The 25,226-nt window shown below is 58.2% G+C and carries 21 protein-coding genes; 17 read left to right on the top strand and 4 right to left on the bottom strand.

Annotated features, from left to right (window positions below; genetic code table 11):
* Positions 1–259 precede the first annotated feature (259 nt).
* The 11 genes from BFR47_RS04545 (at position 260) to BFR47_RS04505 (ending at position 8,703) form a co-directional block, all read left to right on the top strand.
* The gene (locus BFR47_RS04545; protein WP_071471966.1) at positions 260–1,243 is read left to right on the top strand and encodes a Bug family tripartite tricarboxylate transporter substrate binding protein; all 984 of its coding nucleotides are present in this window, start codon (positions 260–262) and stop codon (positions 1,241–1,243) included.
* Positions 1,243–1,686, top strand: coding sequence for a tripartite tricarboxylate transporter TctB family protein (locus BFR47_RS04540; RefSeq protein WP_071471965.1), 444 nt, complete (start codon positions 1,243–1,245; stop codon positions 1,684–1,686). The genes BFR47_RS04545 and BFR47_RS04540 overlap by 1 nt, the downstream gene beginning before the upstream one ends.
* Complete coding sequence (locus BFR47_RS04535; protein ID WP_071471964.1) at positions 1,686–3,203, top strand: tripartite tricarboxylate transporter permease; 1,518 nt, start codon at positions 1,686–1,688, stop codon at positions 3,201–3,203. Before BFR47_RS04540 ends, BFR47_RS04535 begins: the two co-directional genes overlap by 1 nt.
* A gap of 10 nt (positions 3,204–3,213) precedes the next feature.
* Complete coding sequence (locus BFR47_RS04530) at positions 3,214–3,465, top strand: hypothetical protein (RefSeq protein ID WP_071471963.1); 252 nt, start codon at positions 3,214–3,216, stop codon at positions 3,463–3,465.
* A 34-nt stretch (positions 3,466–3,499) separates the two neighbouring features.
* The gene (locus BFR47_RS04525) at positions 3,500–3,718 is read left to right on the top strand and encodes a heavy-metal-associated domain-containing protein (RefSeq protein ID WP_245748796.1); all 219 of its coding nucleotides are present in this window, start codon (positions 3,500–3,502) and stop codon (positions 3,716–3,718) included.
* A 45-nt stretch (positions 3,719–3,763) separates the two neighbouring features.
* Positions 3,764–4,105: a zinc-ribbon domain containing protein gene (locus tag BFR47_RS04520; protein WP_083399007.1), complete on the top strand. Its 342-nt coding sequence runs from the start codon at positions 3,764–3,766 to the stop codon at positions 4,103–4,105.
* Complete coding sequence (cueR, locus tag BFR47_RS04515; protein ID WP_071471961.1) at positions 4,102–4,518, top strand: Cu(I)-responsive transcriptional regulator; 417 nt, start codon at positions 4,102–4,104, stop codon at positions 4,516–4,518. Before BFR47_RS04520 ends, cueR begins: the two co-directional genes overlap by 4 nt.
* Positions 4,519–4,965: 447 nt before the next feature.
* Positions 4,966–5,403 carry a heavy-metal-associated domain-containing protein gene (locus BFR47_RS19405; RefSeq protein ID WP_281245938.1) on the top strand — a complete coding sequence of 146 codons (438 nt, stop codon included), beginning with the start codon at positions 4,966–4,968 and terminating at the stop codon, positions 5,401–5,403.
* Complete coding sequence (locus tag BFR47_RS04510) at positions 5,403–7,334, top strand: copper-translocating P-type ATPase (protein ID WP_425433987.1); 1,932 nt, start codon at positions 5,403–5,405, stop codon at positions 7,332–7,334. The genes BFR47_RS19405 and BFR47_RS04510 overlap by 1 nt, the downstream gene beginning before the upstream one ends.
* 17 nt (positions 7,335–7,351) lie before the next feature.
* Positions 7,352–7,489: a hypothetical protein gene (locus tag BFR47_RS19010; RefSeq protein WP_281245937.1), complete on the top strand. Its 138-nt coding sequence runs from the start codon at positions 7,352–7,354 to the stop codon at positions 7,487–7,489.
* Between the two features lie 161 nt (positions 7,490–7,650).
* A complete protein-coding gene (locus BFR47_RS04505) occupies positions 7,651–8,703 on the top strand; it encodes a LacI family DNA-binding transcriptional regulator (RefSeq protein ID WP_071471960.1) in 1,053 nt (350 codons plus the stop codon).
* A 22-nt stretch (positions 8,704–8,725) separates the two neighbouring features.
* On the opposite strand, the gene BFR47_RS04500 is transcribed toward BFR47_RS04505, so the two are convergent.
* From BFR47_RS04500 to chrA, 3 genes are all read right to left on the bottom strand, one after another.
* Positions 8,726–9,772, bottom strand: coding sequence for a CehA/McbA family metallohydrolase domain-containing protein (locus BFR47_RS04500; RefSeq protein WP_071471959.1), 1,047 nt, complete (start codon positions 9,770–9,772; stop codon positions 8,726–8,728).
* A gap of 60 nt (positions 9,773–9,832) precedes the next feature.
* On the bottom strand, positions 9,833–11,314 hold the full coding sequence (locus BFR47_RS04495) for a sodium:solute symporter family protein (protein WP_071471958.1): 1,482 nt from the start codon (positions 11,312–11,314) through the stop codon (positions 9,833–9,835).
* A 237-nt stretch (positions 11,315–11,551) separates the two neighbouring features.
* Positions 11,552–12,682: a chromate efflux transporter gene (chrA, locus tag BFR47_RS04490; protein WP_071471957.1), complete on the bottom strand. Its 1,131-nt coding sequence runs from the start codon at positions 12,680–12,682 to the stop codon at positions 11,552–11,554.
* A gap of 299 nt (positions 12,683–12,981) precedes the next feature.
* On the opposite strand from chrA, the gene BFR47_RS04485 reads away from it, so the two are divergent.
* The 4 genes from BFR47_RS04485 (at position 12,982) to BFR47_RS04470 (ending at position 20,102) form a co-directional block, all read left to right on the top strand.
* Positions 12,982–17,454 carry an ATP-binding protein gene (locus tag BFR47_RS04485; RefSeq protein ID WP_071471956.1) on the top strand — a complete coding sequence of 1,491 codons (4,473 nt, stop codon included), beginning with the start codon at positions 12,982–12,984 and terminating at the stop codon, positions 17,452–17,454.
* Between the two features lie 17 nt (positions 17,455–17,471).
* Positions 17,472–18,665 (top strand): EAL domain-containing response regulator, encoded by a 1,194-nt coding sequence (locus tag BFR47_RS04480; protein WP_071471955.1) that lies wholly within the window; start codon positions 17,472–17,474, stop codon positions 18,663–18,665.
* Positions 18,635–19,846 carry a response regulator gene (locus BFR47_RS04475; RefSeq protein WP_083399006.1) on the top strand — a complete coding sequence of 404 codons (1,212 nt, stop codon included), beginning with the start codon at positions 18,635–18,637 and terminating at the stop codon, positions 19,844–19,846. Before BFR47_RS04480 ends, BFR47_RS04475 begins: the two co-directional genes overlap by 31 nt.
* Before the next feature lie 106 nt (positions 19,847–19,952).
* Positions 19,953–20,102, top strand: a complete 150-nt coding sequence (locus tag BFR47_RS04470; RefSeq protein WP_071471953.1) for an entericidin A/B family lipoprotein — start codon at positions 19,953–19,955, stop codon at positions 20,100–20,102.
* Positions 20,103–20,176: 74 nt separating this feature from the next.
* Here BFR47_RS04470 and BFR47_RS04465 read toward each other — a convergent pair whose 3' ends face one another.
* Entirely contained in the window at positions 20,177–21,799 is a 1,623-nt protein-coding gene (locus BFR47_RS04465) for a GMC family oxidoreductase (protein WP_071471952.1), read from the bottom strand.
* A gap of 331 nt (positions 21,800–22,130) precedes the next feature.
* On the opposite strand from BFR47_RS04465, the gene BFR47_RS04460 reads away from it, so the two are divergent.
* Both BFR47_RS04460 and BFR47_RS04455 read left to right on the top strand, forming a co-directional pair.
* Positions 22,131–23,114 carry a TRAP transporter substrate-binding protein gene (locus BFR47_RS04460; RefSeq protein ID WP_217645443.1) on the top strand — a complete coding sequence of 328 codons (984 nt, stop codon included), beginning with the start codon at positions 22,131–22,133 and terminating at the stop codon, positions 23,112–23,114.
* A gap of 122 nt (positions 23,115–23,236) precedes the next feature.
* Positions 23,237–25,189: a TRAP transporter large permease gene (locus BFR47_RS04455; protein WP_217645442.1), complete on the top strand. Its 1,953-nt coding sequence runs from the start codon at positions 23,237–23,239 to the stop codon at positions 25,187–25,189.
* The last annotated feature ends 37 nt before the right edge of the window (positions 25,190–25,226 follow it).

The following is a 25,226-nucleotide window of genomic DNA, read 5'->3' as shown; positions in this document are numbered from 1 at the left end:
TCATGCTGTGGAGGCAGGGGCTGCTCCATCTGGCATCGGCGCAAGGGTGGTGGTACACCGACTGCCGGGCCGAAGCATGAACAATGTTCAATATCGTATTTTAAGATTCAAAAGTGCAATCACAATGTTGACATTAAGTTAAATTATGATTAAATTGCACTTTAAGTTGTTAAAGTGCAGTTTGTTGGTGGTTTATCCGATACTGTGCTTGACCACTATCCCGTGAAATAAACCGTGTGTAACAAGGAAGGACCAACCTATGCGTGTAAACAGTCTGAAAATGATAGCCGCGGCAGCCTGTCTGCTTTCCACTAGTCAGGTGATGGCGAACGAAGCTCCCAAGCGGGTTGAGTGTATCGCTCCCGCCGGTCCCGGCGGCGGCCTGGATTTTATCTGCCGCAGCATCGGCAAGGCGCTGAACGAACAGGGCGTCGTGAAGGGCAACATTCAGGTCAGTAACATGCCCGGTGGTGGCCATGGCGTCGGGTTTGCCCATACCGTGTCCAAGCGCAAGGGCGATGCCGGCGTGTTCGTTGCCTCCAGTACCGGCACAGTGACCCGCCTGGCACAGAATGCCTACCCGGGCATGGATTCCTCCATGGTGAAATGGGCGGCGGCCATGGGCGCCGAGCCGGGTGTTATCGCGGTACGTAAGGACTCACCTTACCAGTCGCTGAATGATGTGCTCGACGCCATCAAGCAGGATGCGGGCAGCGTGACCTTCGCCGGTGCCAGCCCGCTGGGCGGAGACGACAACCTGCGAGTGCTGCTGACCGCCAAGCGGGGCGGCGTCAGCAACATCAAAGATCTGCGTTACCTGTCGTTCAACAACGGTGGTGATGCTCTGGTGCAGGTGGTGGGTGGCCATACCGATGTCTTTACCGGCGACGTGTCCGAAGCCATGGGCTTTTTCGACTCAGGCGATCTTCGTATCCTGGCGGTGCTGGCGGATGAGCGTCTGGAGGGTAAGCTGGCTGATGTACCCACCGCCAAGGAGCAGGGCGTTGACGTGACCTGGTTGAACTTCCGGGGTGTCTATGTGGCGCCGGGCATCAGTGATGAGCAGTACAACTGGTGGCAACAGACGTTCAGCAACCTTTATGAAACACCTGAATGGAAGAAGGTCATGCAACAGAACGGCCTGATCCCTTTCCACAAGGTCGGTGGCGAATTTACCGATTACGTCAACGCACAGATCGCTGAAGTGCGCCAGATTTCACAAGAGCTGGGGATTATCAAGTAATGATTAATGATCGCGTCCTGGGACTGGTGGGCTTGATCTTGGCCGTGTTCTACGGCCTTGGAGCCCAGGAGTTTCAACCGGCGTTCGGCGGCGGCGGGGCCATTGGCCCCTCCGCTTTTCCAACGCTGCTGGCTGTGTTGCTGGCTATTTCCAGCATCTACCTGATGGTGAAGCCCGATCCCGATGAATCCTGGCCCCCCCTTAAAACCCTGGGAGAGCTGGCCATTATTCTCGGTGTGCTGATTGGCTTTGTTCTCATCCTTGAATGGGTTGGCTTTATCCTGTCCGCAGGTCTGGCGGTAAGCCTGCTGGCCTGGCGCATGAGCGCCAAACCCAAACCGGCGGCCATGGTCGGTTTTAGCAGCAGTGTGTTCATGTTCGCACTGTTTACCTATGGCCTGGATCTGGCCCTCCCTGGCGGCACCTTGTGGGGAATGAACTGATGGATATCTTGCAGTTGTTGATGCAGGGCTTTGCGGTGGCCCTGACACCGGAAAATATCATGTATGCGATGATCGGTGCCTTTCTGGGTACCCTGATCGGCTGTCTGCCGGGCCTGGGGCCGGCCAACGGTATCGCCATACTGATGCCGCTGTGCTTCTCGCTGGGGCTGGGGGCAGACAGCGCGCTGATCATGCTCACCTCTGTTTATGCGGGCACCATGTATGGCGGCCGGATTTCCTCCATACTGCTGAATATTCCCGGCGACGAACCGGCCATGATGACCTGTCTGGATGGCTACCCCATGGCCCGAAAGGGCAAGGCGGCCGAGGCACTGGCCTTGTCGGCCATTGCCTCCTTTATCGGCAGTTTTCTGGCGGTGATCGGTTTGATCATCATGGCACCGTTGCTGGCCAGGTTTGCCCTGCATTTCGGTCCGGCGGAGTACTTCGCGCTCTTTATTCTGGCGTTCGCCACCCTGGGCGGCATTACCGGCAAAAATCCGATGAAAACGGTGCTGGCGACCGCCCTGGGATTGATGTTGTCGACCATCGGCGTCGACATGAATACCGGGGTGGAGCGTTTTACCTACGGCAACCTTCATCTTTATGAGGGCATCGACTTCATTGTCATCATCGTTGGCCTGTTTGCGGTGTCGGAGCTGTTCATCTTTATTGAGTCCCATGCCCGGGAAGGACAGGCGATGATAAAGGTGGAAAAGCTCAAGCTCACCGCCAGGGATATCCTCAACGTGCTGCCAACCTCGCTGCGAGGCAGCCTGCTCGGCTTTATTGCCGGGGTGTTGCCCGGTGCCGGTGCCTCGCTGGGTAGCTTTATCAGCTACACCCTCGAGAAGAAGATGCTGGGCAAGAAGGGTTGCTTCGGTGAAGGAGATGCGCGCGGAGTGGCGGCGCCCGAGGCCGGTAATAACGCCGCAGCCAACGGTGCTCTTGTGCCCATGCTGACCCTGGGCGTACCCGGTAGTGGAACCACGGCCGTGCTGCTTGCGATGCTGGTTACCCTCAATATCCAGCCGGGCCCAATGATGTTCCAGCAGAACGCAGACGTGGTCTGGGGGGTAATCGCAGCCCTGTTGTTCGGCAACATACTGCTGTTGTTCATGAACATTCCCATGATTGGCGTGTTTGTGAAGATACTGTCGGTGCCGTCCAGATACCTGATGCCGATGGTGACCATGGTGGCGGTGGTGGGGATCTATTCCATCAGCAACTCGACCACCGAGTTGTACATGATGATTGGATTCGGCGTGTTGGGCTATGTGCTGCGCAAACTGGACATTCCGCTGGTACCGATTGTGCTGGGTACTCTGCTGGGCCCCACCATGGAGGTTAACCTGCGCAACGCGATGATCCTGTCCGGTGGCGATGTCGGCATCCTGTGGAACAGTGGCATCACCATCACCATCTGGAGTGTCGCCGTCATCGGCTTGTTGGCACCCGTGGTGATTGGCCCGCTGCTGCGCAGAAAAATGAAAGCCGCACATGAGGTAGTGGAATAACGGGTTAATCTTGTTTGTCGCTGATGTTCAGCCAGGCCTTGCCGGTGACTGCTTGCAGTCATGGCAAGGCCTTTTTTCCTTGCATCAGAAGAAGCTCGGGAGCTGGTTCTCGGTTGAATTGAGCCCCATGTATTCAGGTCGCCATATTGTTTTTTCTGACGGGGCCGAGGGGATGGACCACCGTTATTGTGATGCCGTCGTGATTGCCATGGACGGTAATCCGAATTTTGCAATGACGGCAAAGGGGGCTGAAAAAACTTGACCTTGCCATGGTGGTAAGCATGATACTGGGCACCATGACAAAGCCCAAAGAGGACACCACGATGATCAGTTTTACCCTGCCCGAGATGACCTGCGGCCACTGCGTTGGCGTGATCAACCAGACCCTGATCGAGCTGGACCCCGAGTGCGAGCTGGAATTCGACCTGCTGAATCACATCATCAAGGTAGAGAGCAGCTGTACCCGCGAACAGCTGGCCGAGGCCCTGACCGAGGCCGGCTACCAGCCGGCGTAAGTCGCCATGGCCCGGGCCGGCCCCGGGCCTGACGGGAGCGCCATCATGAGCAGAAGCGCGGACAAGGGGCGCAACCCCAGCGCCAAGGCACTGCGAGAAGCCGAGCGGGTGCAGCAGTTGCATCCGTTACAGCAGCAACAGCACCCCTCTGCGGTACCCGCCGATCATGCCCGGCTGGCCCATATCAATACCTACGGCGCCTTGCCGGATTACTATATCGACCAGCCCTTCATCTGCCGGGTCTGCGGCAAGCGGGAAATCTGGAAGGCCCGGGATCAGAAGTGGTATTACGAGCAGGCAAAGGGGCATATCGACGCCATCGCGGTGGAGTGTCACGGCTGTCGCAAGGCCAGAAAACAGCCCCCCAGGCAGGAGGTTTGCGGATGAACATCGGCGAAGCGGCAAAACGGGCCGGGGTGTCGGCCAAGATGATCCGCCACTACGAACAGATCAAACTGCTGCCGCCGGTGGGGCGCACCGCCGCCGGTTACCGGCAGTATGACGAGCGCAACATAGAGCAGCTCAGGTTCATTCGTCAGGCACGGCTGCTGGGCTTTTCGATCCGTCAGATCGAGGAACTGCTCAGCCTGTGGCAGGACCCGCAGCGGCCCAGCCGGGCGGTAAAGCGGGTGGCGCAACAGCACCTGCAGGAGGTGGAACACAAGATGCGCGAGCTGGCGGCCATGCAGGCCACGCTGCAGCAAATGATCACCGCCTGTCCGGGCGACGAGGGGGCATCCTGCGCCATTCTCGAACAACTGTCTTCTCCCGCGTCGGCGTCGGACGAGCCCGGAAAATAATCTGATACCAATCTGAATATAGATCTGATTTTTCTCAAGTCCGAATTCAGAGGCAACACAGCCACCTCCCACGACACGCCATACACTCATCCCTGAGGGCTCGGAAATGCCATCCGTGGCATTTCACGGTCGCGGGAGGTCGTCTCTGTTGCCTCATCCTGAGCTCCGAGTGGCCAGCAGGCAGTGCCAGCAGGTGACTCTGCAGCATCAAGGAGGGCAAAGGGATCTGCTCAGCCGACCATCCGCACCACGGATGGTGCGGCTGAGCCTCCAAGGATGGATTTACGGCGAGTCGGCGGAGTAGACCCTTTGTCCGAGATGGGCATGGCCGTCAAAAAAATCGAATATTTAATGCGATGGGTATGACCGACCACCCGGGCAGGCTTGACCTTGCCATGGTGGTAAGCCTTATGGTGTATCCATCAGACCGAACAGGGGAGCCACCACATGACCTCACCGAACACCACCGACTCACGTCCTTCCACTATCACCGGCGACACCACCGGCGATAATGCCGGCCGGCGCCTGCAACTGCCGATCTCGGGCATGAGCTGTGCTTCCTGCGTACGACGGGTAGAGCAGGCGCTGCTCAAGGTGCCCGGCGTGCGACAGGCCTCGGTCAATCTGAACAGTGAAAAAGCCGAGCTGATGCTGGCGGATGACGCCTCGCTTGGCGCCGTGACTGAGGCGGTGCAGCAGGCGGGTTACCAGACCCGCAGCGAACAGTTCGAGCTGTCGATCATCGGCATGAGTTGCGCCTCCTGTGTGGGGCGGGTGGAAAAAGCCCTGCAACAGTTGCCCGGGGTCTGGTCGCCAGCGTCAACCTGGCGGCGGAAACCGCACGGGTCGAGGCGCTGGCCGGCAACCTGGACGAACAGCAGCTGATGGCCGCGGTGGCGAACGCCGGTTACGAGGCGGCGCCGCTGTCTGCCGAGCGGGAGGACGACAACGCCCGCCGGGAGCGAGAGCAGCAAGGGCTCAAGCGATCCTTGTGGCTGGCGGCGTTGCTCACGGCCCCGGTCTTCATGCTGGAAATGGGCGCGCATTTCGTGCCGGGCATGCATCAATGGATTCAGGAAACGCTGGGGCAGCCGCTGAACTGGGGCATCCAGTTCGTGCTCACCACCCTGGTGCTGTTTGGTCCCGGTCTGCGCTTCCTCCGGCATGGCCTGCCGGCCCTGTGGCGGGCGGCGCCGGACATGAACTCGCTGGTGGCGCTGGGCAGCCTGTCGGCCTGGGGTTTTTCGGTGGTGGCCACCTTCGCCGGTTTTCTGCTGCCGGAAGGCACCCGGCAGGTGTATTACGAGGCGGCGGCGGTGATCGTCACCCTGATCCTGCTCGGCCGTTATCTGGAGGCCAGAGCCAAGGGCCGCACCGGCGAGGCCATTCGGCGGTTGCTGAGCCTGCAGGTGACCAAGGCCCGGGTGAAACGCAATGGCGACACCCAAGAGCTGCCGCTGGCCCAGGTGCGGGTGGGGGATGAGGTGCTGGTGCGGCCCGGCGAACGGATACCGGTGGACGGCAGAGTGCAGGACGGCCGCTCCTGGGTGGACGAGTCCATGCTCACCGGCGAGCCGGTGCCGGTGAAAAAGACCGCGGGTGACGAGGTGGTCGGCGGCACCATCAACAAGAACGGTGCCCTGACCTTCAAGACGACCAAGGTGGGGGGCGATACCCTGCTGGCCCAGATCATTCGCATGGTGGAGCAGGCCCAGGGCGCCAAGCTGCCGATTCAGGCGCTGGTCGACAAGGTGACGGCGGTGTTCGTGCCGGTGGTGATGACGGTGGCGGCGCTGACCTTTGGGGTCTGGTTGTGGCTGGGGCCCAGTCCGGCGCTGAGCTTCGCGCTGATCAACGGCGTGGCGGTGCTGATCATCGCCTGCCCCTGCGCCATGGGGCTGGCCACGCCCACCTCCATCATGGTCGGCACCGGCCGGGCCGCCGAGCTGGGGGTGCTGTTTCGCAAGGGACAGGCCCTGCAGAGCCTGCGTGAGGTGAAGGTGATAGCACTGGACAAGACCGGCACCCTGACCAGGGGCCGGCCGGAGCTGACCGATTTGCAGGTGGTTTCTGGCCTCGATGAAGACGAGGTGCTGGCGCTGGTGGCCTCGGTAGAGCAGCATTCGGAGCATCCCATCGCCGAGGCCATAGTGGCGGCCGCGACGGAGCGAAAGCTGGGCCTGTTTGAACCGGAGGACTTCAAGGCATTGTCGGGCCTGGGCGTCAGCGCCACCGTTGAGGGCCGGCAGCTTGACGTCGGCGCCGACCGCTATATGACACAGCTGGGCCATGAACTGGATGCCCTGGCAGAGCCGGCGAAAAAGCTGGCCGATGAGGGCAAGAGCCCGCTTTATGCGGCCATCGACGGCCGGCTGGCGGCGATCATTGCGGTGGCCGATCCCATCAAGGAGGGGACTCCGGCGGCAATCGAGGCACTGCACGAGTTGGGCCTGAAGGTGGCGATGATCACCGGCGACAATCGCCATACCGCCAACGCCATCGCCCGCCAACTGGGGATCGACGAGGTGGAAGCCGAGGTGATGCCGGACGGCAAGGTGGCGGCATTAAAGCACTTGCGAGAGCGCTATGGTGCCGTTGCCTTCGTCGGCGATGGCATCAACGATGCGCCGGCGCTGGCCGAGGCGGATGTGGGTCTGGCCATCGGTACCGGTACCGATGTCGCCATCGAATCGGCGGAGGTGGTGCTGATGAGCGGTGACCTGCGGGCGGTGCCCGACGCCCTGGCCATCAGCCAGGCCACGCTGCGCAACATCCGCCAGAACCTGTTCTGGCTTTCGCCTACAACGTCTGTCTGATCCCGCTGGCGGCGGGGGTGTTGTATCCGCAATTCGGCATTTTGCTGTCGCCCATGCTGGCCGCCGGCGCCATGGCCATGTCCAGTGTCTTTGTGGTGGGCAACGCCCTGCGGTTGAAGCGCTTCAGGGGACGCGGGGTGGAGCAGAAAGCCTGACGCCGGGAGAGGGGGGAGATTTTGAAAGCATTGAAGCGGCGGGTATCGATCGATAAACTCGGGACCATGACCGTCGGCTCCCGGCGTTATTTCTCGCAAAACCAGTCAGTTAGCCGGAGCCCGGGGATCCTCCCCTCAGCGGCAGTAACGGATGTTTTCATATGAGTAAACAGAAGCGGGCCGGTGTCCGGCAGGTCGCCAGCCTGGCGGGGGTGTCGGTGGCCACCGTGTCCCGGGTCCTGAACACGCCGGACAAGGTGTCGCCCGAGACGGCAGAAAAAGTCAGGCTGGCCGCAGAGCAGCTCAACTTTATTCCCAACAGTTCGGCCCGGGCGCTGTCGACCAGCAATACCCGCTCGATTGGTATTGTCGTGCCGACGCTGGAGAACCTGGTGCATGCCAAGTTTCTTGATGCGCTGGAGTCGTCACTGGCCGAAAAAAACTACAACCTGGTGGTCTCAACCACCAGGAAGGGAGCGATTCCCGAAAGCCTGAAGATCAGGGAGCTGGTCAATATCGGGGTCGACGCCCTGATCTTGCCTGGCCTGAACCATGATGCCGAGTTACTGGAATATCTGCGCAAATCCGATATTTCCTATGTGTTCAGTAGTGTCTACGACGACAGGGTGGCAGACCCGACCATTGGTTATGACAACTATGCCCTCGGTCGCAAGGTGGCCCGTTACCTGGTAAGCCATGGGCACAGGAACATTCTGCTGTTGAGCGGGCCACTGGAGGGCAATGATCGTACCAAGCTGAGATTAAAGGGGGTGAGGGATGAGCTGCAACAGCATTTCGCTCACGGTTACCAGCCGCCGTTACAGATACTTGGCCTGGACACCCGCTCGGCCCATGATTATGTGTGCCGGCAGCTTGAAGGTAGTGAGGGAACGGCCTTTTCCGGGGCCACGGCCCTGCTTTGCTTGAGTGATGTGATTGCCATAGGCGCGTTGCTGGCCATGGAAAAAAAGGGCATTACTGTCCCCCGGGACATGTCTGTTGTCGGGTTTGATAACCTGGAGATTTCCGAGTTTACCAATCCGGCCCTGACCACGGTCGATCTGCCCGTGACCGAGATGGGCAGAAAAATCGCGGAATGCGTGATCGATCACCTGGAGCATGGCACCCCCATGATGTCCTGCCTGCTTGATGCCGAGCTGGTGATCAGGGACAGCGTTGCCGATCTGCGGCAAGACAGCACCGACGCTCGCTGAGCCTCCATTGCCGGTAACCATATCAGCAACCGTGATCCACCCAGTCGGGACCATAGACGGGCTGTAACCAGGCCCTTTTTTTATCGTCCCGGGGGGAGCTGGCCTGAAAGCGGATATATTTCCATTTGTTTGTCTGGGTGAAGGTCCACTCACTGGCAATGTCCGAGGTGTAGCTTCGCAAGGCGTAGCCATCCCCCTGCTGTTCGAACACGATGGCTTTCCAGATGACCTGGTCCGGGGAGGACAGGTGAAAGTCGTATCCCTCGTCCGTTTCGCTTACCAGAAGCGGATGGGTTGTCAGCTCAACCCCCGTGCTGGCATAGAAGTGACCGGCCCGAATGTTGCTCAGTATGCTGGCTTCATTCTTGTCGCCGGCTACCTGGATATAGCCCAGGGGGGCGTAGTTTTCATAGATGTAATGCGCGCGATAAAACTCATCATTGCCGGCAAACCCCAGGCATTGGTAGCCCCGGGTGAGCAGGTCATCCCAGCAGGGTTCACTGTAATGGGGGTAGTAAGGCTTGCTGCCCTGATCTTCCTCCAGCATCGACAGGCCGTTGTAAACCTCTATGCCGACCAGGTTGAGTTCTTTCAGCCGGTCGCAGGGGGACAGCAGACTTTCAAGGATGTTCTGCCATTCGCCGCCTTCACGCGGCCGGGTGGTTCCGAAGAAGCAGGGATGACAGCAGAGGGATACCCCGTTCTCTCTGCCCATGGTCAGGGCGTGTATGTATTTTGCCTTCTCGTCCTTGAAGTAGCCCCCATTGTAATCGCCATAATATATGTTGTTGTTCTGTATTTCCCGGCCGGGAATCACCACAAGCTCCTCGTGCGCCATCGGCTGGCTGAAGGTATCGATAGAGTCAATGTACGGATGGATGGAGGTGCAGATAAAATCGAAATTGAACGGCGCACTCAGGGATCGCTTGATAACGTCATCACAGTCGCCACCGAATTCATAATCTATCTTGCTGCCCGGCTTGTCCGGATTGGCCTTGGTATGCACATGAATGTTGCCTTTCTGCCAGGACGAGGTTCCGGTATAAGGGCTGGTGACCTTGAATGTCATCTTGGGTTTTCCGTCGTTAACGGCGCTGCCCCGCAGGCGGGGCCGCACCCTGAGCCAGAGTTATTGCTTTGCGGCAAGGGGATAACCGGTCGCTGCTTTACCGGTTGTCTGTGCACTGGTTTGCGGCGCGGCCTGGTTCATGCCATTCCAGTAAAACGCCTTGGCCTGTTCATTATGACTATGGGAGGTCAGCTTGCTGACGAGCCACAGTGTCGACAGGGAAACCAGGAAGCCGGGGTAGGCGGCATCGATACCGGTATCAAACAGCGGCCACAGTACGGTGATGCTCATGGCGCCAATCATGCTGGCAATGCAGCCGCTGGCGGTGACCCTCTGCCAGAACATGGCGGCCAGGAACGGGAATATCAGCGTAGTGGCCGATACCCTCAGGGCCCACTGATACATGGAGATGATATCGGTCATCATGAACGACACACCCAGCGATAGAATAGAGATAATCACCACGCTTACTCTGGCGGATTTCATCTTCTGTGCTTCGGTGGCCTGCTTGTTGACAAGGCCACAGTACAGATCGTGGGACAGGTTGGAGCTGCCTTGCAGTATGAAGGAGTCGGCACCGGTCATTAAGGCCGAGAGCAGGCCGATAATGACGATGCCGCCGATAGCCGGATGAAGCAGTTCCATGGCCACGAAGGAAAACACCAGATCTGCTGGCGTATCCAGGGGGACGAACTGCCTGGCCAGCACCCCGATGCAGTAGGGCAGGAAGGAGATCAGCATGACCAGCCCGAAGCCGGTGACCCCGGCCTTGATGGCCACCTCTTCTGTCTTGGAGGCGAAGATCCGCTGCCAGGTTGATTGCCATACCAGGTAGAAGGGGGCCACGGTCAGCGCAAAGGTGACTACCTCCAGGGCCCTGCCGTCTGGAATCGGTGTCAGAAATTCGGTGGGGGTGTTGAACAGCGCGTTTTCCAGACCTCCGGCATAGGTGACCGAGCACAGGGCCAGGATGATGATGCCGGCAATGACAATGACACTTTGCAGCGCATCGGTGACGATGGTGGCCTCCAGGCCGCCGAGAATGGTGAAGCCCAGGATCAGGGCGAACGACAGTATGAGACCGGTATCCAGGTCGATGCCGAAAATCACATTGAAGACCGTGCTCATGCCGACAATCTGCAGGGCGGTGGCGGGCACGGAGTAGACGAATGCCGAAAATACCGAGGGCACCACGCCGGCTTTCCTGCCGAATCGCTTGCCGAACAGATCGGCCAGGGTGAACAGCTTCAGCCTGCGCAGCGGCTTGCTGAAGAAGATGACCAGCAGCAGGCTCACCAGAATGCCGGGCAGGGCAAACATGAAATAGCCCGATATGCCCTTGGTAAAGCCCATGCCGACCCAGCCAATGAACGCCGCGGCCCCGCACCAGGTGCTGATCAGGGTGCCCGTTATTTTCCAGTACCCCATGTTCCAGCCGGCAATGAGGTAGGCATCCGAGGTTTTTACCTTGAAGAAGTAATATCCGCCGATCGCAAACATGATCAGGAAATAGACCACCGTATATCCTATGTACCACTCCATAGCGTTCTCCAGTCCTTTTGTTGCACAAATTGTGTGTTTACTGTCCTTGTAATCGGTTACACGATTGATTTTTATCCGAGTATTGTCTGTTGTCAATCATTTTTTAACCAGTGAGCTGGAAAGGGACTGGCGCAGGAAAATCCGGTTTCCTGTCCGGGGGAAGCGGGTTGCCGTTATCTGATCGGTGCCGAACCGCCCGGTGAGATTCGGGCGGTTCGGCACCTTTGCCCGGGGGCGTTACAACCAGAATCCCAGCAGCATAAAGGCGGGGATCAGTACCAGCAGCGGGCACTTGAAGGCGCGCAGAGCCAGCAGGCCGAGGGCGGCGGCGGCCAGCGCCGGGGCGCCGGTCACGCTGCTGACGAACACCGGCTGATACAGGGCCGCCAGCAGCAGGCCCACCACGGCGGCGTTGATGCCGGTGATTGCGCCGGTCATCTTCGGCCGGGCCGCCAGTGCCTGCCAGCTGTGCTGCAGGGCCAGCACCAGCAAAAAGCCGGGCAGAAAGACCCCGAAGGTGGCCACCAGCGCCCCCAGCAGCGGCGTCGCCGGCCACAGTTCGGCACCGAGAAAGCTCGCCAGGGTAAACATGGGGCCGGGCATGGCCTGGGCCGCCGCATAGCCGGTGAGAAAGACGTCCTGAGGCAGACTATCTGCCAGCAATTCCTGCAGCAGCGGCAGCACCACGTGACCGCCACCGAATACCAGGCTGCCGGCCTGATAGAAGTCGGCGAATATCGCCGCGGTGCCGGTGAGCGACAGCAGCGGCAGCACCAGCAGCAAACCGGCAAACAGCAACAGAAAGGGCCAGCTGGGCGAGAGCTGCTGGCCGGGCTCGCCGCCGGTTTTTTGCAGCAACAGGGCGCCGAGCAGCGCCGCCGCCAGCAGGGCGACAAACTGGGCGGCCAGCCCCGGTTGCAGCCACAGCAGGGCGGCGGTGAGCACGGCGATGGTGAGGGTCAGCCGCTGGCGGCAGAACTGGCCGGCCATGGTCAGCACCGCATCGGCCACCACCACCAGGGCGAACAGCTTGAGCCCGCTCACCATGGCCAGCGCCGCCGGCTGGCTGGCATAGTGGTGCCCGGCCAGCGCCAGGCCGAACATCAGTCCAAAAGAGGGCAGGGTAAAGCCGACAAAGGCGGCCAGGGCGCCGCCGAGGCCCGCGCGCTGGTAGCCGATGGCAAAGCCGAGCTGGCTGGAGGCGGGGCCGGGCAGAAACTGGCACAGAGCCAGGGTAGCGGCGAAGCGGTCCTGCGGGATCCAGCCGAGCCTTTGCACGAAATGACGCTGAAAATAACCGATATGAGCGGCGGGGCCGCCGAAGCTGAGCCAGCCGAGTTTGAAGAATTGCCAGAATACCTGCAGCATAAAAATAAGTCGAAAATGAGAATTCTTTCGCCATAATACCCGACTGGAATGACAATTTCATGGCCAGTACGACAAAGCGAGAGCTGGTATGGAAAGTCGTATTATCTGAATAAATAGGCGGATTCTTGTCTGGTTGATAAGTAAGGATGATGGTATTTTCTACAGGTTAGCCATTCCAATAAAGAATTCTCATTGCCTTTTTGTTTCTGATGCCAATGGTGGGTAGCCGAACAGAATTAAGCGGCGGGCCACCTCGACTCGGCCTGCAATCAGAAACCTGAAATCGTGGTATAGCGCAGATGTTATGTTATCAACGAGCCGGTCTGTTGTTTATCGGCTATTTTCTGCTGGCCGAGTTTGGCATGTGGCTGGCGGTGCCCCCCCTTTTCGTGGCACCCATCTGGCCGGCCACCGGGCTGGCACTGTTCTGCCTGCTGATGTGGGGGCTGCGCTACGGGCTCGTGGTGTGGTTGGCGGCGTTCGCGGCGGCTCTGTTTCATAAAGTCGTCGTCGTCGGTCATACCCTGGACAACGCCACCCTGGCGATAGCCGCGCTCACCGGCGTGGGTGTCGTGCTCACCGCCGTGGTCGGGGCCAGGGCCATGGCGCTGCTGGCGACGGACAAACCGGGGAGCATCGCCGAAGGGCGGGTGCTGCGGGCGCTGTGTCTGGCGGCCCCGCTCGCCTGTACCCTGACGGCCACCATCGGCATCGGCAGCATGTATGTCTGGCGAGATGTACCGGTTGAATTTCTGGCCGGCAACTGGCTGAGCTGGTGGATGTCCGAGTGTCTGGGGGTGTTGATGGTCACGCCCATCATGCTGCCGCTGGCCTATCGGCAGCATGGCGGGCTCAAGAGTCATGCCAGAAAGCTGCAGTTGCTGCCGCTGTTGTTGATCGCGCTGGTGGTCATCACCTTTCATACCCTGGGCAAGACCGAGCAGCTGGAGTTTCGGCAGCGATTTGCCTCGGACAGCGAACTGCTGCACGAGCAATTTGAACGGGGGCTGTTTGCCATGAGCAAGGTGGCCAACGGCACCGCCGCCTTCATCAACAGCAGCGAAAAGGTCGATCTGGTGGAGTTCAGGCGCTTTGCCCAACATTCGTTGCAAGCGCAGGGCGTCGAAGGCCTGGCCTGGGTTCCGCGGGTGCTGTACGAGCAACGGGACGACTTTGAAGCGGAAGCGGAACGTCTCGGGCTGATCGCTTTCGCCATCACCGAAAACGATGGTCGGGGCAAGCTGATACCGGCCGGCGAGCGAGCCGATTATTACCCCTTTCTGTTTATCTCCTTTCGCAACCAGCATGTTGTTGCATCCGGGTACGATTTGGGCAGCGAAAATCGGGACCAGTTGAACGCGGCCATCAGGAGTGGTCGCGCCGTGTTGCTCGAACGCAATGCATTTTACGAGAAACATCCGGACCGGCCCGATGACTGGCGCTATCTGTTGCCGGTATACCGCCCCGGCTTCGATCCGGCAGGCGCGAATGAGGCGGCAAGAGAGCGGGCCTTTACCGGCTTTGTGGTGGGGGTGATTTATTTTCGTGATTTACTGGCCGGGCTGACGCAGAGAATCGATCGCCTCGGCATTAACTTCTGTGTCACCCTGGAAGATATCGACGGGACTGTGCCGCCGATCATCCTGATGGATACCCGTCTGCCCACCCAGTTGCAGCAAGAGCCTGAGTGGCGCAATCATCCGGAGTTTCTGGCCGACAAAGAGTTCAAGATTGCCAGCTGGGCGACCTATCCCTGGCAGCCGGCACAATCCTTCATCATGAAGGTGTTTATTGTCGCCGCCGTGGTGCTGATGTTGCTGCTGACGGCCTATGTGATCATCACCGCCGGCCACAACATGCGTATTGCCCAGCGGGTCAGGCGCCGGACCCAGGCGCTGAAAAAAACCAAGCAGGAGTTCGCCGATATACTGAACAACATGGCGAGCTACATCATCGAGCTGGATCGCGGCGGATACATCGTCATGGTGAACAAGGCGCTGCTCGATGTCTATGGCCACTCTGCCGCCAAACTGACAGGGCGGCATTTTACCCAGAGCCCCTGGTTTGACGAGCTGCCGCACGAACAACAGGCATTGTCCGAGGACTTTAAAGCCGCACTGCAGGGAAAAAGGGTGCGGCGGGATGTGCAGTTGCGCCGGCAAAATGGTGAACCTGTTGCACTCGATCTCAATATCATTCCGATCGTCGGTAACGACTCGACGGTCGACAAGCTGATCGTCTCGGCGGTCGATATCACCGAGCGCAAGACGGCCGAAGAAAAACTGGAGAACAACCGGGAATTACTGAACCGGGTGATTGAAGGCAGCGAGCTGGGCTACTGGGACTGTAACCTCGTTACCCACCAGCAGGTGGTAAAGGGCTACTATGGCGGCATGCTGGGCTATGACAACGAACGGTTTACTGATTACGAAGAGTTTTTCCGGCTGCTGCATCCGGAAGACCAACCCAGGGTGCAACAGCTGCTTGAGCGGTATATGCACCGGCAGAGCGATTACTTTCTGGCCGAGTTCCGGCTGTGGTCCGCCGATGGCGACTGGCACTGGATCCGCTCGCGCGGCAAAGTCGTGCAATATGACGCCGCCGGCAACCCCATGATCATCTCGGGGGTGCATGTCGATATTCATCAGGAAAAGCTGATGGAAATCGAGTTGCACGACAGCAAGGCTCAGCTGATGGCGCTGAACCAGTCGCTGGAGAGGCAGGTTGAGAGCCGGACCTGGGAGCTGCAGCTGCTGACCGAGCAGCTCGAGTACCGGGTTGCCGAACGCACCAAAGAGCTACAGCAGGCCAGGCTGGCTGCCGAGCAGGCCAACCAGTCGAAGTCCTATTTTCTGGCGACCATGAGTCATGAAATTCGCACCCCCCTGAACGGGGTGGTGGGCATGCTCGATGTGCTGGCCCGGACCGAGCTCAGCCGCAGTCAGCACGACATGCTGGAATTGATCCATTACTCGGCCATTTCCCTGACTGACCTGATCAACGCGATTCTGGAGTTCTCGAAGATAGAGTCGGGAAAACTGGATCTGGAAACACAGCCGCTGTCGATCCCCGCCGTGGTGGAGCAGACCTGCCAGATGCTTGACCAGCAGGCGAGGGGGCAGGGGGTCGAGCTGACCCTGTTCGTCGATCCGGCGCTGCCCGGCCGGGTGCTGGGTGACAGCCTGCGCATTCGTCAGGTACTGATTAATCTGGTGGGTAATGCCATCAAGTTTTCCAGCATCATGCAGCCGGGCAAGGTGTCGGTCAGAGCCACCCTGTCCGCCGATGGGGTGTCGTCCATCACAGTACGGTTCGACGTGGCCGATAACGGTATCGGCATCGAGATGGCGGCGCAATCGACCTTGTTCGATGCCTTTACCCAGGCCGATTCCACCACCACCCGGCGTTTCGGTGGCACCGGTCTGGGCCTGGCCATTACCCATCACCTGGTGCAGCTGCTGGGGGGCGATATCAGCCTGCAAAGCGAGCCGGGAGCCGGCACCCGCTTTACGGTATCGCTGCCGTTCGAGCTGGACTCGACCGCCCCGGAAACGACGGTCGGCAACACCGTGCTCGATGGGTTGTCCTGCCTGGTGATCGGCGGCAATGCCGGCATTGCCGAGGATCTGCTCTGTTATCTTGAGCACGAGCATGCCCGGGTACAGTATGCGGCGGATATCGAGGCGGCCGCCCGTATGAGCGAGCAGTATCCACCCGGTCCGTGCATCTGGATTTATGATGCCACCCGGCAGCAGTTTTCCATCGAACAGCTGCGGGCGGCGGCGGTGTCATGGTCAGAACAGCAGGTTCGCTTCGTGACTCTGGAGCGGGGCGCCCGCAGGCATGCCCGCCAGGTGGCGGACGATCACGTCATGATGGATGCCAATGTGCTCAAGCGGGCCGCCTTTATCGACGCCGTGGCCGGTGCCGCCGGATATGTGCAGTTGCCGGAGCGGCGCTATGCGACAGAGAAAATATCCCGCTCGGACAACAAGCGGTTACCCGTCGACGACGAGGCCCGGATCCTGGTGGCCGAAGATAACCTGGTGAATCAGAAGGTGATCCGCCAGCAGCTTCTGTTGTTGGGTTACAACGCCGATATTGCCGACAACGGCGTTGAGGCCCTCGGGCTATGGCGAAAAAAATCATACGATCTGCTGATTACCGATCTCAGCATGCCGGTGATGGACGGTTACCAGCTGACCCGGCTGATCAGGGAAGAAGAAGACGAGAACGGCGCCTCTCCCATGCCCATCGTGGCCTTGAGTGCCAACGCCTTCAAGGAGGAAATTGCCCGTTGCCTCGAACGGGGGATGAATGACTACCTGAGCAAGCCGATGGAGCTGGAAAAATTAAAATCCATGCTTGAACGGTGGTTGCCGGAGCCGCAGGACGCGTCAGCGCCCCTGGCGGCGACTGCAGCCGATTCGGCAACGGGAGAGGCGGTAGATCTCGGCAGACTGAAAGCGCTGGTCGGAGATGACGAGTCCATCTTCCATGAATTGCTGACCGATTATCTGCAGAGCCTCAAGGTCAATGTGGTATCGATGGCGGATGCCTGGCAGGAGCAAGACATCAAACGGCTGGGTGACATGGCCCATACCCTGAAGTCCTCTTCGCGCTCGGTGGGGGCCATGGTATTGGGAGATTGCTGTGACGAGGTGGAGTTGGCCTGTCATGGCAGCCGGTCGGCCATGACGCCGGACTTGCTGCGGGCGCTTGAAGTTGAAGCCGAACGCGTCATCGACTTTATTGAAAGAACAATAAAATAATAATTGCACGGGATGTTATGAATAAGAATGATGACATTAAGGTATTGATCGTTGATGACGATCTGTTTTCGTTGAAATTGATGGCTCACATGGTCAGGCAACAGGGCGATTACCGGGTTGATACCTGTGAAAGTGCCCGGCGATCTCTGGAACGAATCCTGTCCCGGGAGCAGAACCCGGATCTGATTCTCATGGACTTGAACATGCCGGAAATGGATGGTCTTGAACTGATCCGGCGGCTGGGGGACTTTGGTTACGGGGGCGCGCTTGCCCTGGTCAGCGGCCAGAGCAAGCGGATTCTCCGTGCATCGGAAGAGCTGTCCCGCTCCTATGATATCAATGTGCTCGGTCACCTCGAAAAGCCGGTTTGCTCGACCCAGCTGTCGTTAATGCTCGGCAGACTCGAAATTAATGAGCCGAAGCCACCTCCAAAAAAACATCCGTTTACGATGGAAGACATCCTGTCTGCCGTCGAAAACAGAGAGTTCATCAATTACTACCAGCCCAAGGTCTCCTTGTCGGATGGTGAGGTCAAGGGCGTCGAGGCGCTGGTTCGCTGGCGGCACCCCGAGCATGGCATCATCTTTCCCGATCAATTTATCCACCTGGTTGAACACTATGGCTATATCAACGAGTTAACCCGGCTGGTGCTGGAGAATGCCCTCGATGATGCCCGGCTCTGGCGTGGGGCCGGCGATCCGTTCACGGTCGCCATCAACATCTCCATGCTCAGCCTCGCCTCGCTTGGCTTCATGGACAGCCTGTATCCGTTGATCTACAGCAAGGGCATGTCACCCGGGGATTTTGTGTTTGAAATCACCGAAAGCCGGGTGCTGGATGACCGGCGTCAGCCACTCGAAATACTGACCCGGCTGAAATTGAAGGGATTCGAGCTGGCGATAGACGACTTCGGGACGGCCTATTCGAACTTGAGCAAGTTGAGCGATTATCCATTCGGCGAGCTGAAGATAGACAGATCCTTTATCCATGGCATTACCGACAGCCGCTCGAAAGCCACTTTCTATCATGCCTGCCTCGCCCTGGCCCGGGAGTACGGCATGACGGTGGTGGCCGAAGGGGTGGAGACCCGTGAGGACTGGGCGTTTTTAAAAAGTACCGGCTGCGACGTGGCACAGGGTTATTTTATTTCCCGGCCCATACCGGCCGATGATATTGCTGCATGGCTGTCAGGGTGGAAAGCGAGTGTCTAGGGAAGGCTTTAGTTCAAGGAGCGGAAAACGCCATGCCAGTCATTAACAAGGATGTTGTTTTTATTGCCAGCAACAGCCATAGCACGGCCGAGGTTGTCCGTCAGATGCTGGCGGTGGAGTTCAGCCAGCTCGTGGTGCCCACCGCTGCCGACAGGGTGGTTGAAGAGTTTGATCGGTCCGACGCCAGTGTGATCCTGCTGGCCTACAGCAATATTGAACAAGCAGAAGATGTCTACGGAACGCTTTGTCTGCGCAGCGGCACGCTGCATTCGAAACCATACAAGTGTCTGCTGTTATGCAACAAGTTCGAGGCCAAACAGGCCTACGAACTCTGCCGCGTCAGAAAGTTTGATAACTATATCGTGTTCTGGCCCTTGTCTTACGATCCTTTCCGGTTGTTGATGTCTGTGCATCAGGCGATAACAGAGATCAATGAAACCTATCAACTCAGGGAGAAAATGCAGTTTTCTTCCGGACAGGACAAAACACTGGCGGAGTTTGAAGCACTCTTTGTCCGGCAGGTGGAGGGCAGCCAAACCTTTGCGGTCAGGGTTAATGATGTGGTTGAACATGTAGAGGAAAACATCAGGCTGGCGATGGGAGACTTCGAGCATAAAAAAGAGCCGGACACCGGCTCCTGGTTTAATAATGACGCCGAACCGGATGACAGAGAAAATGCGCCGGTTTACCGCCTCGACAGGATCAGGAAGGGAATGGAAAGCATAAGAAGCGTTGCCAGTGAGTTTGACCGGTTTTCATCTGATAATGCTCGATCGTCCTACCAGTTGTCTCAACGCTCCCCCAGGTCCAGGCACCATATACTGGTGGTGGAAGACGATGCGTTTCAGCGCAACCTGCTGCTCGCCTTGCTGAGGTCCGATGATTATGATGTCGATTTTGCGGTCAGTGGCGAAGAAGCCATCAACCTGCTGCAGCGAACCACGCCGGATCTGATCCTGATGGATATCATGATGCCGGGTATCAGCGGCATTGAAACCACCCGCTTCATCAAGGCAAATTCCTGGACCAAAAACATACCCATTATCATTATCAGCGGTAAAAACAAAAGAGACGTCATTCTGGAATGCATCAATCTGGGGGCCAGCAGTTTTGTACTCAAGCCCTTTAATCGGCAAACGATAATGAAAAAAATATCGGCGGCATTGAATATCAATCAGTGAGCATGTCGGATCTGGCCGGGGCAGTAACCAGACCGGGGGGAGTCATTTTTTACCCTGTTGAGTCTATACTCTGAATGGTTATTGGCTCGGCAAGAGGAAAGCAAAGATGACGAAGAGATTACTGGCCATGTTGATGGCGATGGGACTGGCTGCCGGTCTGGCTGGCTGCAATACCCTTGCCGGTGCCGGCAAGGATATTCAGCAGGGGGGCGAGGCGGTGGAAGATGCCGCTCGTGATGTGCAGAGCAGCTATTAATCACCTCTTCCTGTTCTTCATCCGGGGCCGCATAGCGGCCCCGGTTTTGTCTGTGACGGTCGCTATTCCCCCGTTCAGCCATGTCCCTGGTCGGCCTTGATCATGTCGGCGCATTTTTCGCCGATCATGATCGAGGGCGCATTGGTATTGCCGGACACGATCAGCGGCATGATGGAAGCATCGGCCACCCTCAGCCCCGTGATGCCGTGAACTCTCAATCGGCTGTCGACCACCGCCATGTCGTCATTCCCCATCTTGCAGGTACTGGTCGGATGATAAATGGTCTGGCTGAAACGGCGGGCGGCATCCAGCAATTGCTCGTCGGTCTGATACTGGCGGCCGGGTACATATTCATCGATGATCACCGGCTTGAGCGCATCGGCTTCGGCGATACGCCGGGCCACCTTGACCGCATCCACCGCCACCCGCAGATCTTCCTCCTCCGAAAGATAATTGGCCTGAATCGAGGGGTATTCATGGGGATCGGCGCTGCGGATCCTGATGCTGCCCCGGCTATGGGGCCGCAGCTGACACACCGAGGCGGTGAAGGCCGAGAAGGGGTGTACCCCCTCACCGGGTTTGTCGGCACTAAGTGGCTGCATATGGAACTGAATGTCCGGCCGATCCAGCCCTTCCCGTGACTGGGTAAAGATACAGACCTGGCTGGCGGCCAGGGTCAGGGGGCCGGTACGTGACAGGGCGTACTGCATGCCGACTCCCAGCTTCTTGATGGGGTTGTTGACCTCGTCGTTGAGGGTCTTGCAACTGGTCTTGAATACCAGGCGGATCTGCAGGTGATCCTGCAGGTTTTCGCCCACCCCCGGTAACGGGTGCAGACATTCCACACCCACCGATGTCAGGTGTTCCGGTTCACCAATCCCCGAACACTGCAGTATTTGCGGCGAGCCGATGGCGCCGGCGCTGAGCACCACTTCCCGTGTCGCCCGGGCCAGCAGGCGCTTGCCCTTGTGTTCGAATTCGATGCCGGTGGCCTGCTTGCCTTCCAGCAGGATACGGCGGGTATGGGCGCGGGTCAGCAGCGTCAGGTTGGGGCGTTGCAATGCCGGTCGCAGAAAGGCCTTGGCGCTGCTGCAGCGCAGCCCCTTGTAGGCGGTTTGCTGGAAGTAGCTCACCCCTTCCTGGGTGGCGCCATTGACGTCCGGGTTGGCCGGAATGCCGATTTGCTGGGCGGCGTCGACGAAGCGCTCGGCGATTTCCCTGCGCAGGCGCAGATCGGAAACCTTCAGCGGGCCATCGACCCCGTGATACTCATCCGCGCCCCGGGACTGGCATTCGGACTTCTTGAAGTAGGGCAGCACGTCCCGGTAACTCCAGCCCTCGTTGCCCATGGCGGCCCAGTCATCGTAGTCCTGATGCTGGCCGCGGATATACAACAAGCCGTTGAGTGAGCTGGAACCGCCCAGCACCTTGCCTCTGGGCCACTGCAACTGCCTGCCATTGATGCCCTGATCCGGGTCGGTGACATAGCACCAGTCGGTAGCGGGATTATGCATGGTCTTGAAATAACCGACGGGAATGTGAATCCAGGGGTTCCAGTCTCGTCCCCCTGCTTCCAGCAGCAATACCCTGATCTCCGGATCTTCGGTGAGCCGGTTGGCCAGCACACATCCTGCCGAGCCTGCGCCCACCACGATATAGTCGAACTTTCCAAAAACCTGATCTTGATATAGCGACATAACCCACCAATAAAAACGATACGAATAGTATCAAAATAGTTAATTTGAACTTTATATCAAGCTAAATTTGATGATTTTTGTTGGGTTTTTGTTGTTTGTTTGCGCCGAATCTCGGTGCCATCGGCGGGTGAATAGGCTGTTTACGCATATCCATGCGGTGAAAGGGTGGTTGCAAGTTGCTGATTTAAAATGATTATATTTATTTTGATTCATTTTGTATCAAAAATAATAGTGCTTTGGTTGACACTGATGGTTTTTGATTCATATAGTAACGAATGTTGCTCTTATGTAACTGTTTCTTTAAATCTCGTGGACAAGGAAGAGGTCACTTATGAAGGTTACTCCGCTTATTATGTCGTCGGTGGTACTGGCGATGTCGGTCAGCACCGCCGCCGTGGCTGATTATTCAGGTCCGAAGATAAAGATGAAGCTGGCTCACCCTGCACCTCCCGGTAGCCATATCACCGCGGCCTACAAGAAGTTTGCCGACCTGGTCAAAGAGAAGTCGGATGGCCGGATCCGGGTCCAGCTGTTCCCCGGCTCGGTTCTGGGCAGTGACAGGGTCATGATTGAGGGCGCCCAGCGGGGAACCCTGGAAATCGGCGTCAGTTCAACCCCGAACCTGGCCAGTTTCACTCCACTGTATCAGGTGTTTGATCTGCCCTATATCACCAGCCCGAAGCATCAGGAAAAGCTTTATAAGTCGCTGGATAAAGGGGGGCCGCTGAATAGCTACCTCGAAAAGGTCGCCCATGATATCGGCCTGCATCCGGTCATGTATGCGGAATACGGCTATCGTAATTTCGTCTCCAAGGATCGGCCGTTGAATGGTCCCGATTCACTGTCCGGCCTGAAAATGCGTACCACGGATTCACCGGTGGATGTGGCCGTGGCCAAGGCATTGGGTGCCAATCCAGCCCCTATTTCCTGGGGTGAGGTCTACACCGCGCTGCAGCAGGGCACCATCGATGCGGAAGGCAACACCTTCGACCTCATGTACGGTGCCAAGCACCATGAAAACCTGAAGTATGCGGTCACCTCGGCCCATAACTACGGCATGCAGGTGGCCATGGCCAACAAGAAATGGTGGGACGGACTGCCCGAGGAGGCGCAGCAGTTGATTGAAGAGGCCTCTCAGGAAGCGGTCACCTATCAGCGCACCGTGGCCTACCCGGAAGATCAGAGGAAATCGCGTCAGGGCATGATTGATGCCGGCGTCACCATCCATGAAGCGACCGAGGAAGAAATGGCCCAGTATCGTCAATTGACCAGGCCGTCTTCGACGAATTTGCCGCCAGGCTTCCTGCTGAACTGATTAAACTGGTTCAGGATACCCAGCAGTAAGCCGATGTTTCCTGAACTACCTGTTCCGATGGCGGGCGCCCCAGGCTCCCGCCATCGGGGGTTACTCTTTGGTTCTGAGCCCGGAGCTGTGTTATGGATACCTTGAAGCTGGACGGAGAAATGGATAGAGAAAAAAGTCCCTCTGCTCTGGATGTGTTAATTAAGAATTTCGAAAAGCCTTTCCTGTTTATCGGCTTGATGTTGATGATCGTCATCATCAACTACCAGACCTTTTTCAGATACTCGATTTCTGCCGTGTTGGACATCCTCGGTACCCCCGGCTTTGAACAGCTGTTTGGTACCTGGGTGGATATCGAAGGGCTGCGGCTCAGTATCAAGGGCGCCGTTGGCTGGGGGATCTGGACCGAAGAACTGGCTCGTTATATTTTTATCTGGATATCCTATCTGGCGGTCTCTATCTCGATTATTTCGAGAGGTGGCATCCGTGTCGATGTGATTCATAACAAACTGTCCAAACGCTACCAGAACATCCTCTGGCTGGTGATTGACAGCTGTACCCTTATTCTGGTGTTTCTGTTTGCCTTCATGGGGCTGGACTATGTGAAGATGCAGCTGGTCATGCCGCAGACCACTCCGGCCCTGCAGATCGGATACTATATTCCCTACCTGATCCTGCCCATCGGTTTTGGTCTGATGACCATCCGTACCCTGCAGTCCCTGTGGCGTCAGAGCCGGGGCATGAGCATGCCCGATGTCTGCATCGGACTGGTGGCCCCGGCCATTCTTTTTGCACCGGTACTGTTATCCGATGAATGGAACGCCTCCCTGCTGTTGTTCGGCTACTTCATCCTGTTTTTATTGATGGGCGTGCCCATTGCCTTTGCGTTGGGCCTGTCCGGTTTGGTGACGGTGCTCGGTGCCGGCACCCTGCCGGTGGACTACCTGGCACAGATCGCCTTTTCATCGATCGACTCCTTCCCCATCATGGCCATTCCCTTCTTTATCGCGGCCGGGGTCTTCATGGGGGCCGGGGGCTTGTCCCGGCGGTTGCTGGCCCTGGGGGACGAGCTGGTCGGCGCCTTGCCCGGCGGCATGGCCCTGGCCAGTATCATGACCTGTATCTTCTTCGCCTCGATCAGCGGCTCGGGCCCGGCCACGGTGGCTGCCATCGGCTCCATTACCATACCGGCCATGATTGCCCGGGGTTATGACAAGTATTTCTCTGCGACCGTGGTGGCCTGCGCCGGGGCCATCGGGGTCATTATTCCGCCCAGCAATCCCTTTGTGGTTTACGGGGTGTCGGCTCAGGTGTCGATTGGCAAGCTGTTCATCGCCGGCATCATTCCCGGCCTGATCATGGGGGTCGCCCTGATGGTGGTGGCCTACCTGATTTCCAGGAAAAACGGCTGGTATGGTGAAGTCAGGGAGCGCTCGCTCAAGACCTTCATGCACTCGGCCTGGCAGGCCAAGTGGGCACTGATGGTGCCGGTGATCGTGCTGGGCGGCATCTATGGTGGCATCATGACGCCGACCGAAGCCGCGGCTGTCGCCGCCCTCTATGGCCTCTTTGTGGGACTGTGCATTCACAAGGAGCTGACCTTTGCCAGCCTCTGGTCATCGGCTCAGGATGCCGCCGGCATTTCATCCATCATCATACTGTTGATGGCGATGGCGACCATCTTCGGCAACATCATGACCATCGAGCAGATCCCCGAGAGCATCGCCGAGTTGATTCTGTCGGTGACCTCGAACAAGTTTGTCATCCTGATCATGATAAACATCTTCCTGCTGTGGATTGGTGTGTTCATGGAGGCCCTGGCCGCCATCGTGATACTCACCCCCATACTGTTGCCACTGGTACTGGCGGTTGGCGTGGATCCGGTTCATTTCGGGGTGATGATGGTCATGAACCTGGCGATCGGTTTCATTACCCCGCCGGTGGGCGTCAACCTGTTCGTCGCCAGTGGCATTGCCAATGTCAGCATCGGCGGGCTGGCCAGACATATCTGGGTGTATCTGCTGGTGATGATCGCCGTGCTGATGATGATTACCTATATTCCGGAGATATCCCTGCTCTTGCTCTGATGTCCCTGACGAAAGCGAAGCCCGATGGCTTCGCTTT

Source organism: Oceanisphaera psychrotolerans, assembly GCF_001870485.1.
Taxonomy (GTDB): domain Bacteria; phylum Pseudomonadota; class Gammaproteobacteria; order Enterobacterales; family Aeromonadaceae; genus Oceanimonas; species Oceanimonas psychrotolerans.
Note: the sequence above shows the minus strand (reverse complement) of the source record. Positions and strands in the feature narration are given on the sequence as shown.

Bases quoted from the DNA above. Each gene is read 5' to 3' on its own strand.
- BFR47_RS04545 (WP_071471966.1), top strand. From the start codon at position 260: ATGCGTGTAAACAGTCTGAAAATGATAGCCGCGGCAGCCTGTCTGCTT.
- BFR47_RS04540 (WP_071471965.1), top strand. From the start codon at position 1,243: ATGATTAATGATCGCGTCCTGGGACTGGTGGGCTTGATCTTGGCCGTG.
- BFR47_RS04535 (WP_071471964.1), top strand. From the start codon at position 1,686: ATGGATATCTTGCAGTTGTTGATGCAGGGCTTTGCGGTGGCCCTGACA.
- BFR47_RS04525 (WP_245748796.1), top strand. From the start codon at position 3,500: ATGACAAAGCCCAAAGAGGACACCACGATGATCAGTTTTACCCTGCCC.
- BFR47_RS04520 (WP_083399007.1), top strand. From the start codon at position 3,764: ATGAGCAGAAGCGCGGACAAGGGGCGCAACCCCAGCGCCAAGGCACTG.
- cueR (WP_071471961.1), top strand. From the start codon at position 4,102: ATGAACATCGGCGAAGCGGCAAAACGGGCCGGGGTGTCGGCCAAGATG.
- BFR47_RS19405 (WP_281245938.1), top strand. From the start codon at position 4,966: ATGACCTCACCGAACACCACCGACTCACGTCCTTCCACTATCACCGGC.
- BFR47_RS04510 (WP_425433987.1), top strand. From the start codon at position 5,403: ATGGCCGCGGTGGCGAACGCCGGTTACGAGGCGGCGCCGCTGTCTGCC.
- BFR47_RS04505 (WP_071471960.1), top strand. From the start codon at position 7,651: ATGAGTAAACAGAAGCGGGCCGGTGTCCGGCAGGTCGCCAGCCTGGCG.
- BFR47_RS04500 (WP_071471959.1), bottom strand. From the start codon at position 9,772: ATGACATTCAAGGTCACCAGCCCTTATACCGGAACCTCGTCCTGGCAG.
- BFR47_RS04495 (WP_071471958.1), bottom strand. From the start codon at position 11,314: ATGGAGTGGTACATAGGATATACGGTGGTCTATTTCCTGATCATGTTT.
- chrA (WP_071471957.1), bottom strand. From the start codon at position 12,682: ATGCTGCAGGTATTCTGGCAATTCTTCAAACTCGGCTGGCTCAGCTTC.
- BFR47_RS04485 (WP_071471956.1), top strand. From the start codon at position 12,982: ATGTTATGTTATCAACGAGCCGGTCTGTTGTTTATCGGCTATTTTCTG.
- BFR47_RS04480 (WP_071471955.1), top strand. From the start codon at position 17,472: ATGAATAAGAATGATGACATTAAGGTATTGATCGTTGATGACGATCTG.
- BFR47_RS04475 (WP_083399006.1), top strand. From the start codon at position 18,635: ATGGCTGTCAGGGTGGAAAGCGAGTGTCTAGGGAAGGCTTTAGTTCAA.
- BFR47_RS04470 (WP_071471953.1), top strand. From the start codon at position 19,953: ATGACGAAGAGATTACTGGCCATGTTGATGGCGATGGGACTGGCTGCC.
- BFR47_RS04465 (WP_071471952.1), bottom strand. From the start codon at position 21,799: ATGTCGCTATATCAAGATCAGGTTTTTGGAAAGTTCGACTATATCGTG.
- BFR47_RS04460 (WP_217645443.1), top strand. From the start codon at position 22,131: ATGAAGGTTACTCCGCTTATTATGTCGTCGGTGGTACTGGCGATGTCG.
- BFR47_RS04455 (WP_217645442.1), top strand. From the start codon at position 23,237: ATGGATACCTTGAAGCTGGACGGAGAAATGGATAGAGAAAAAAGTCCC.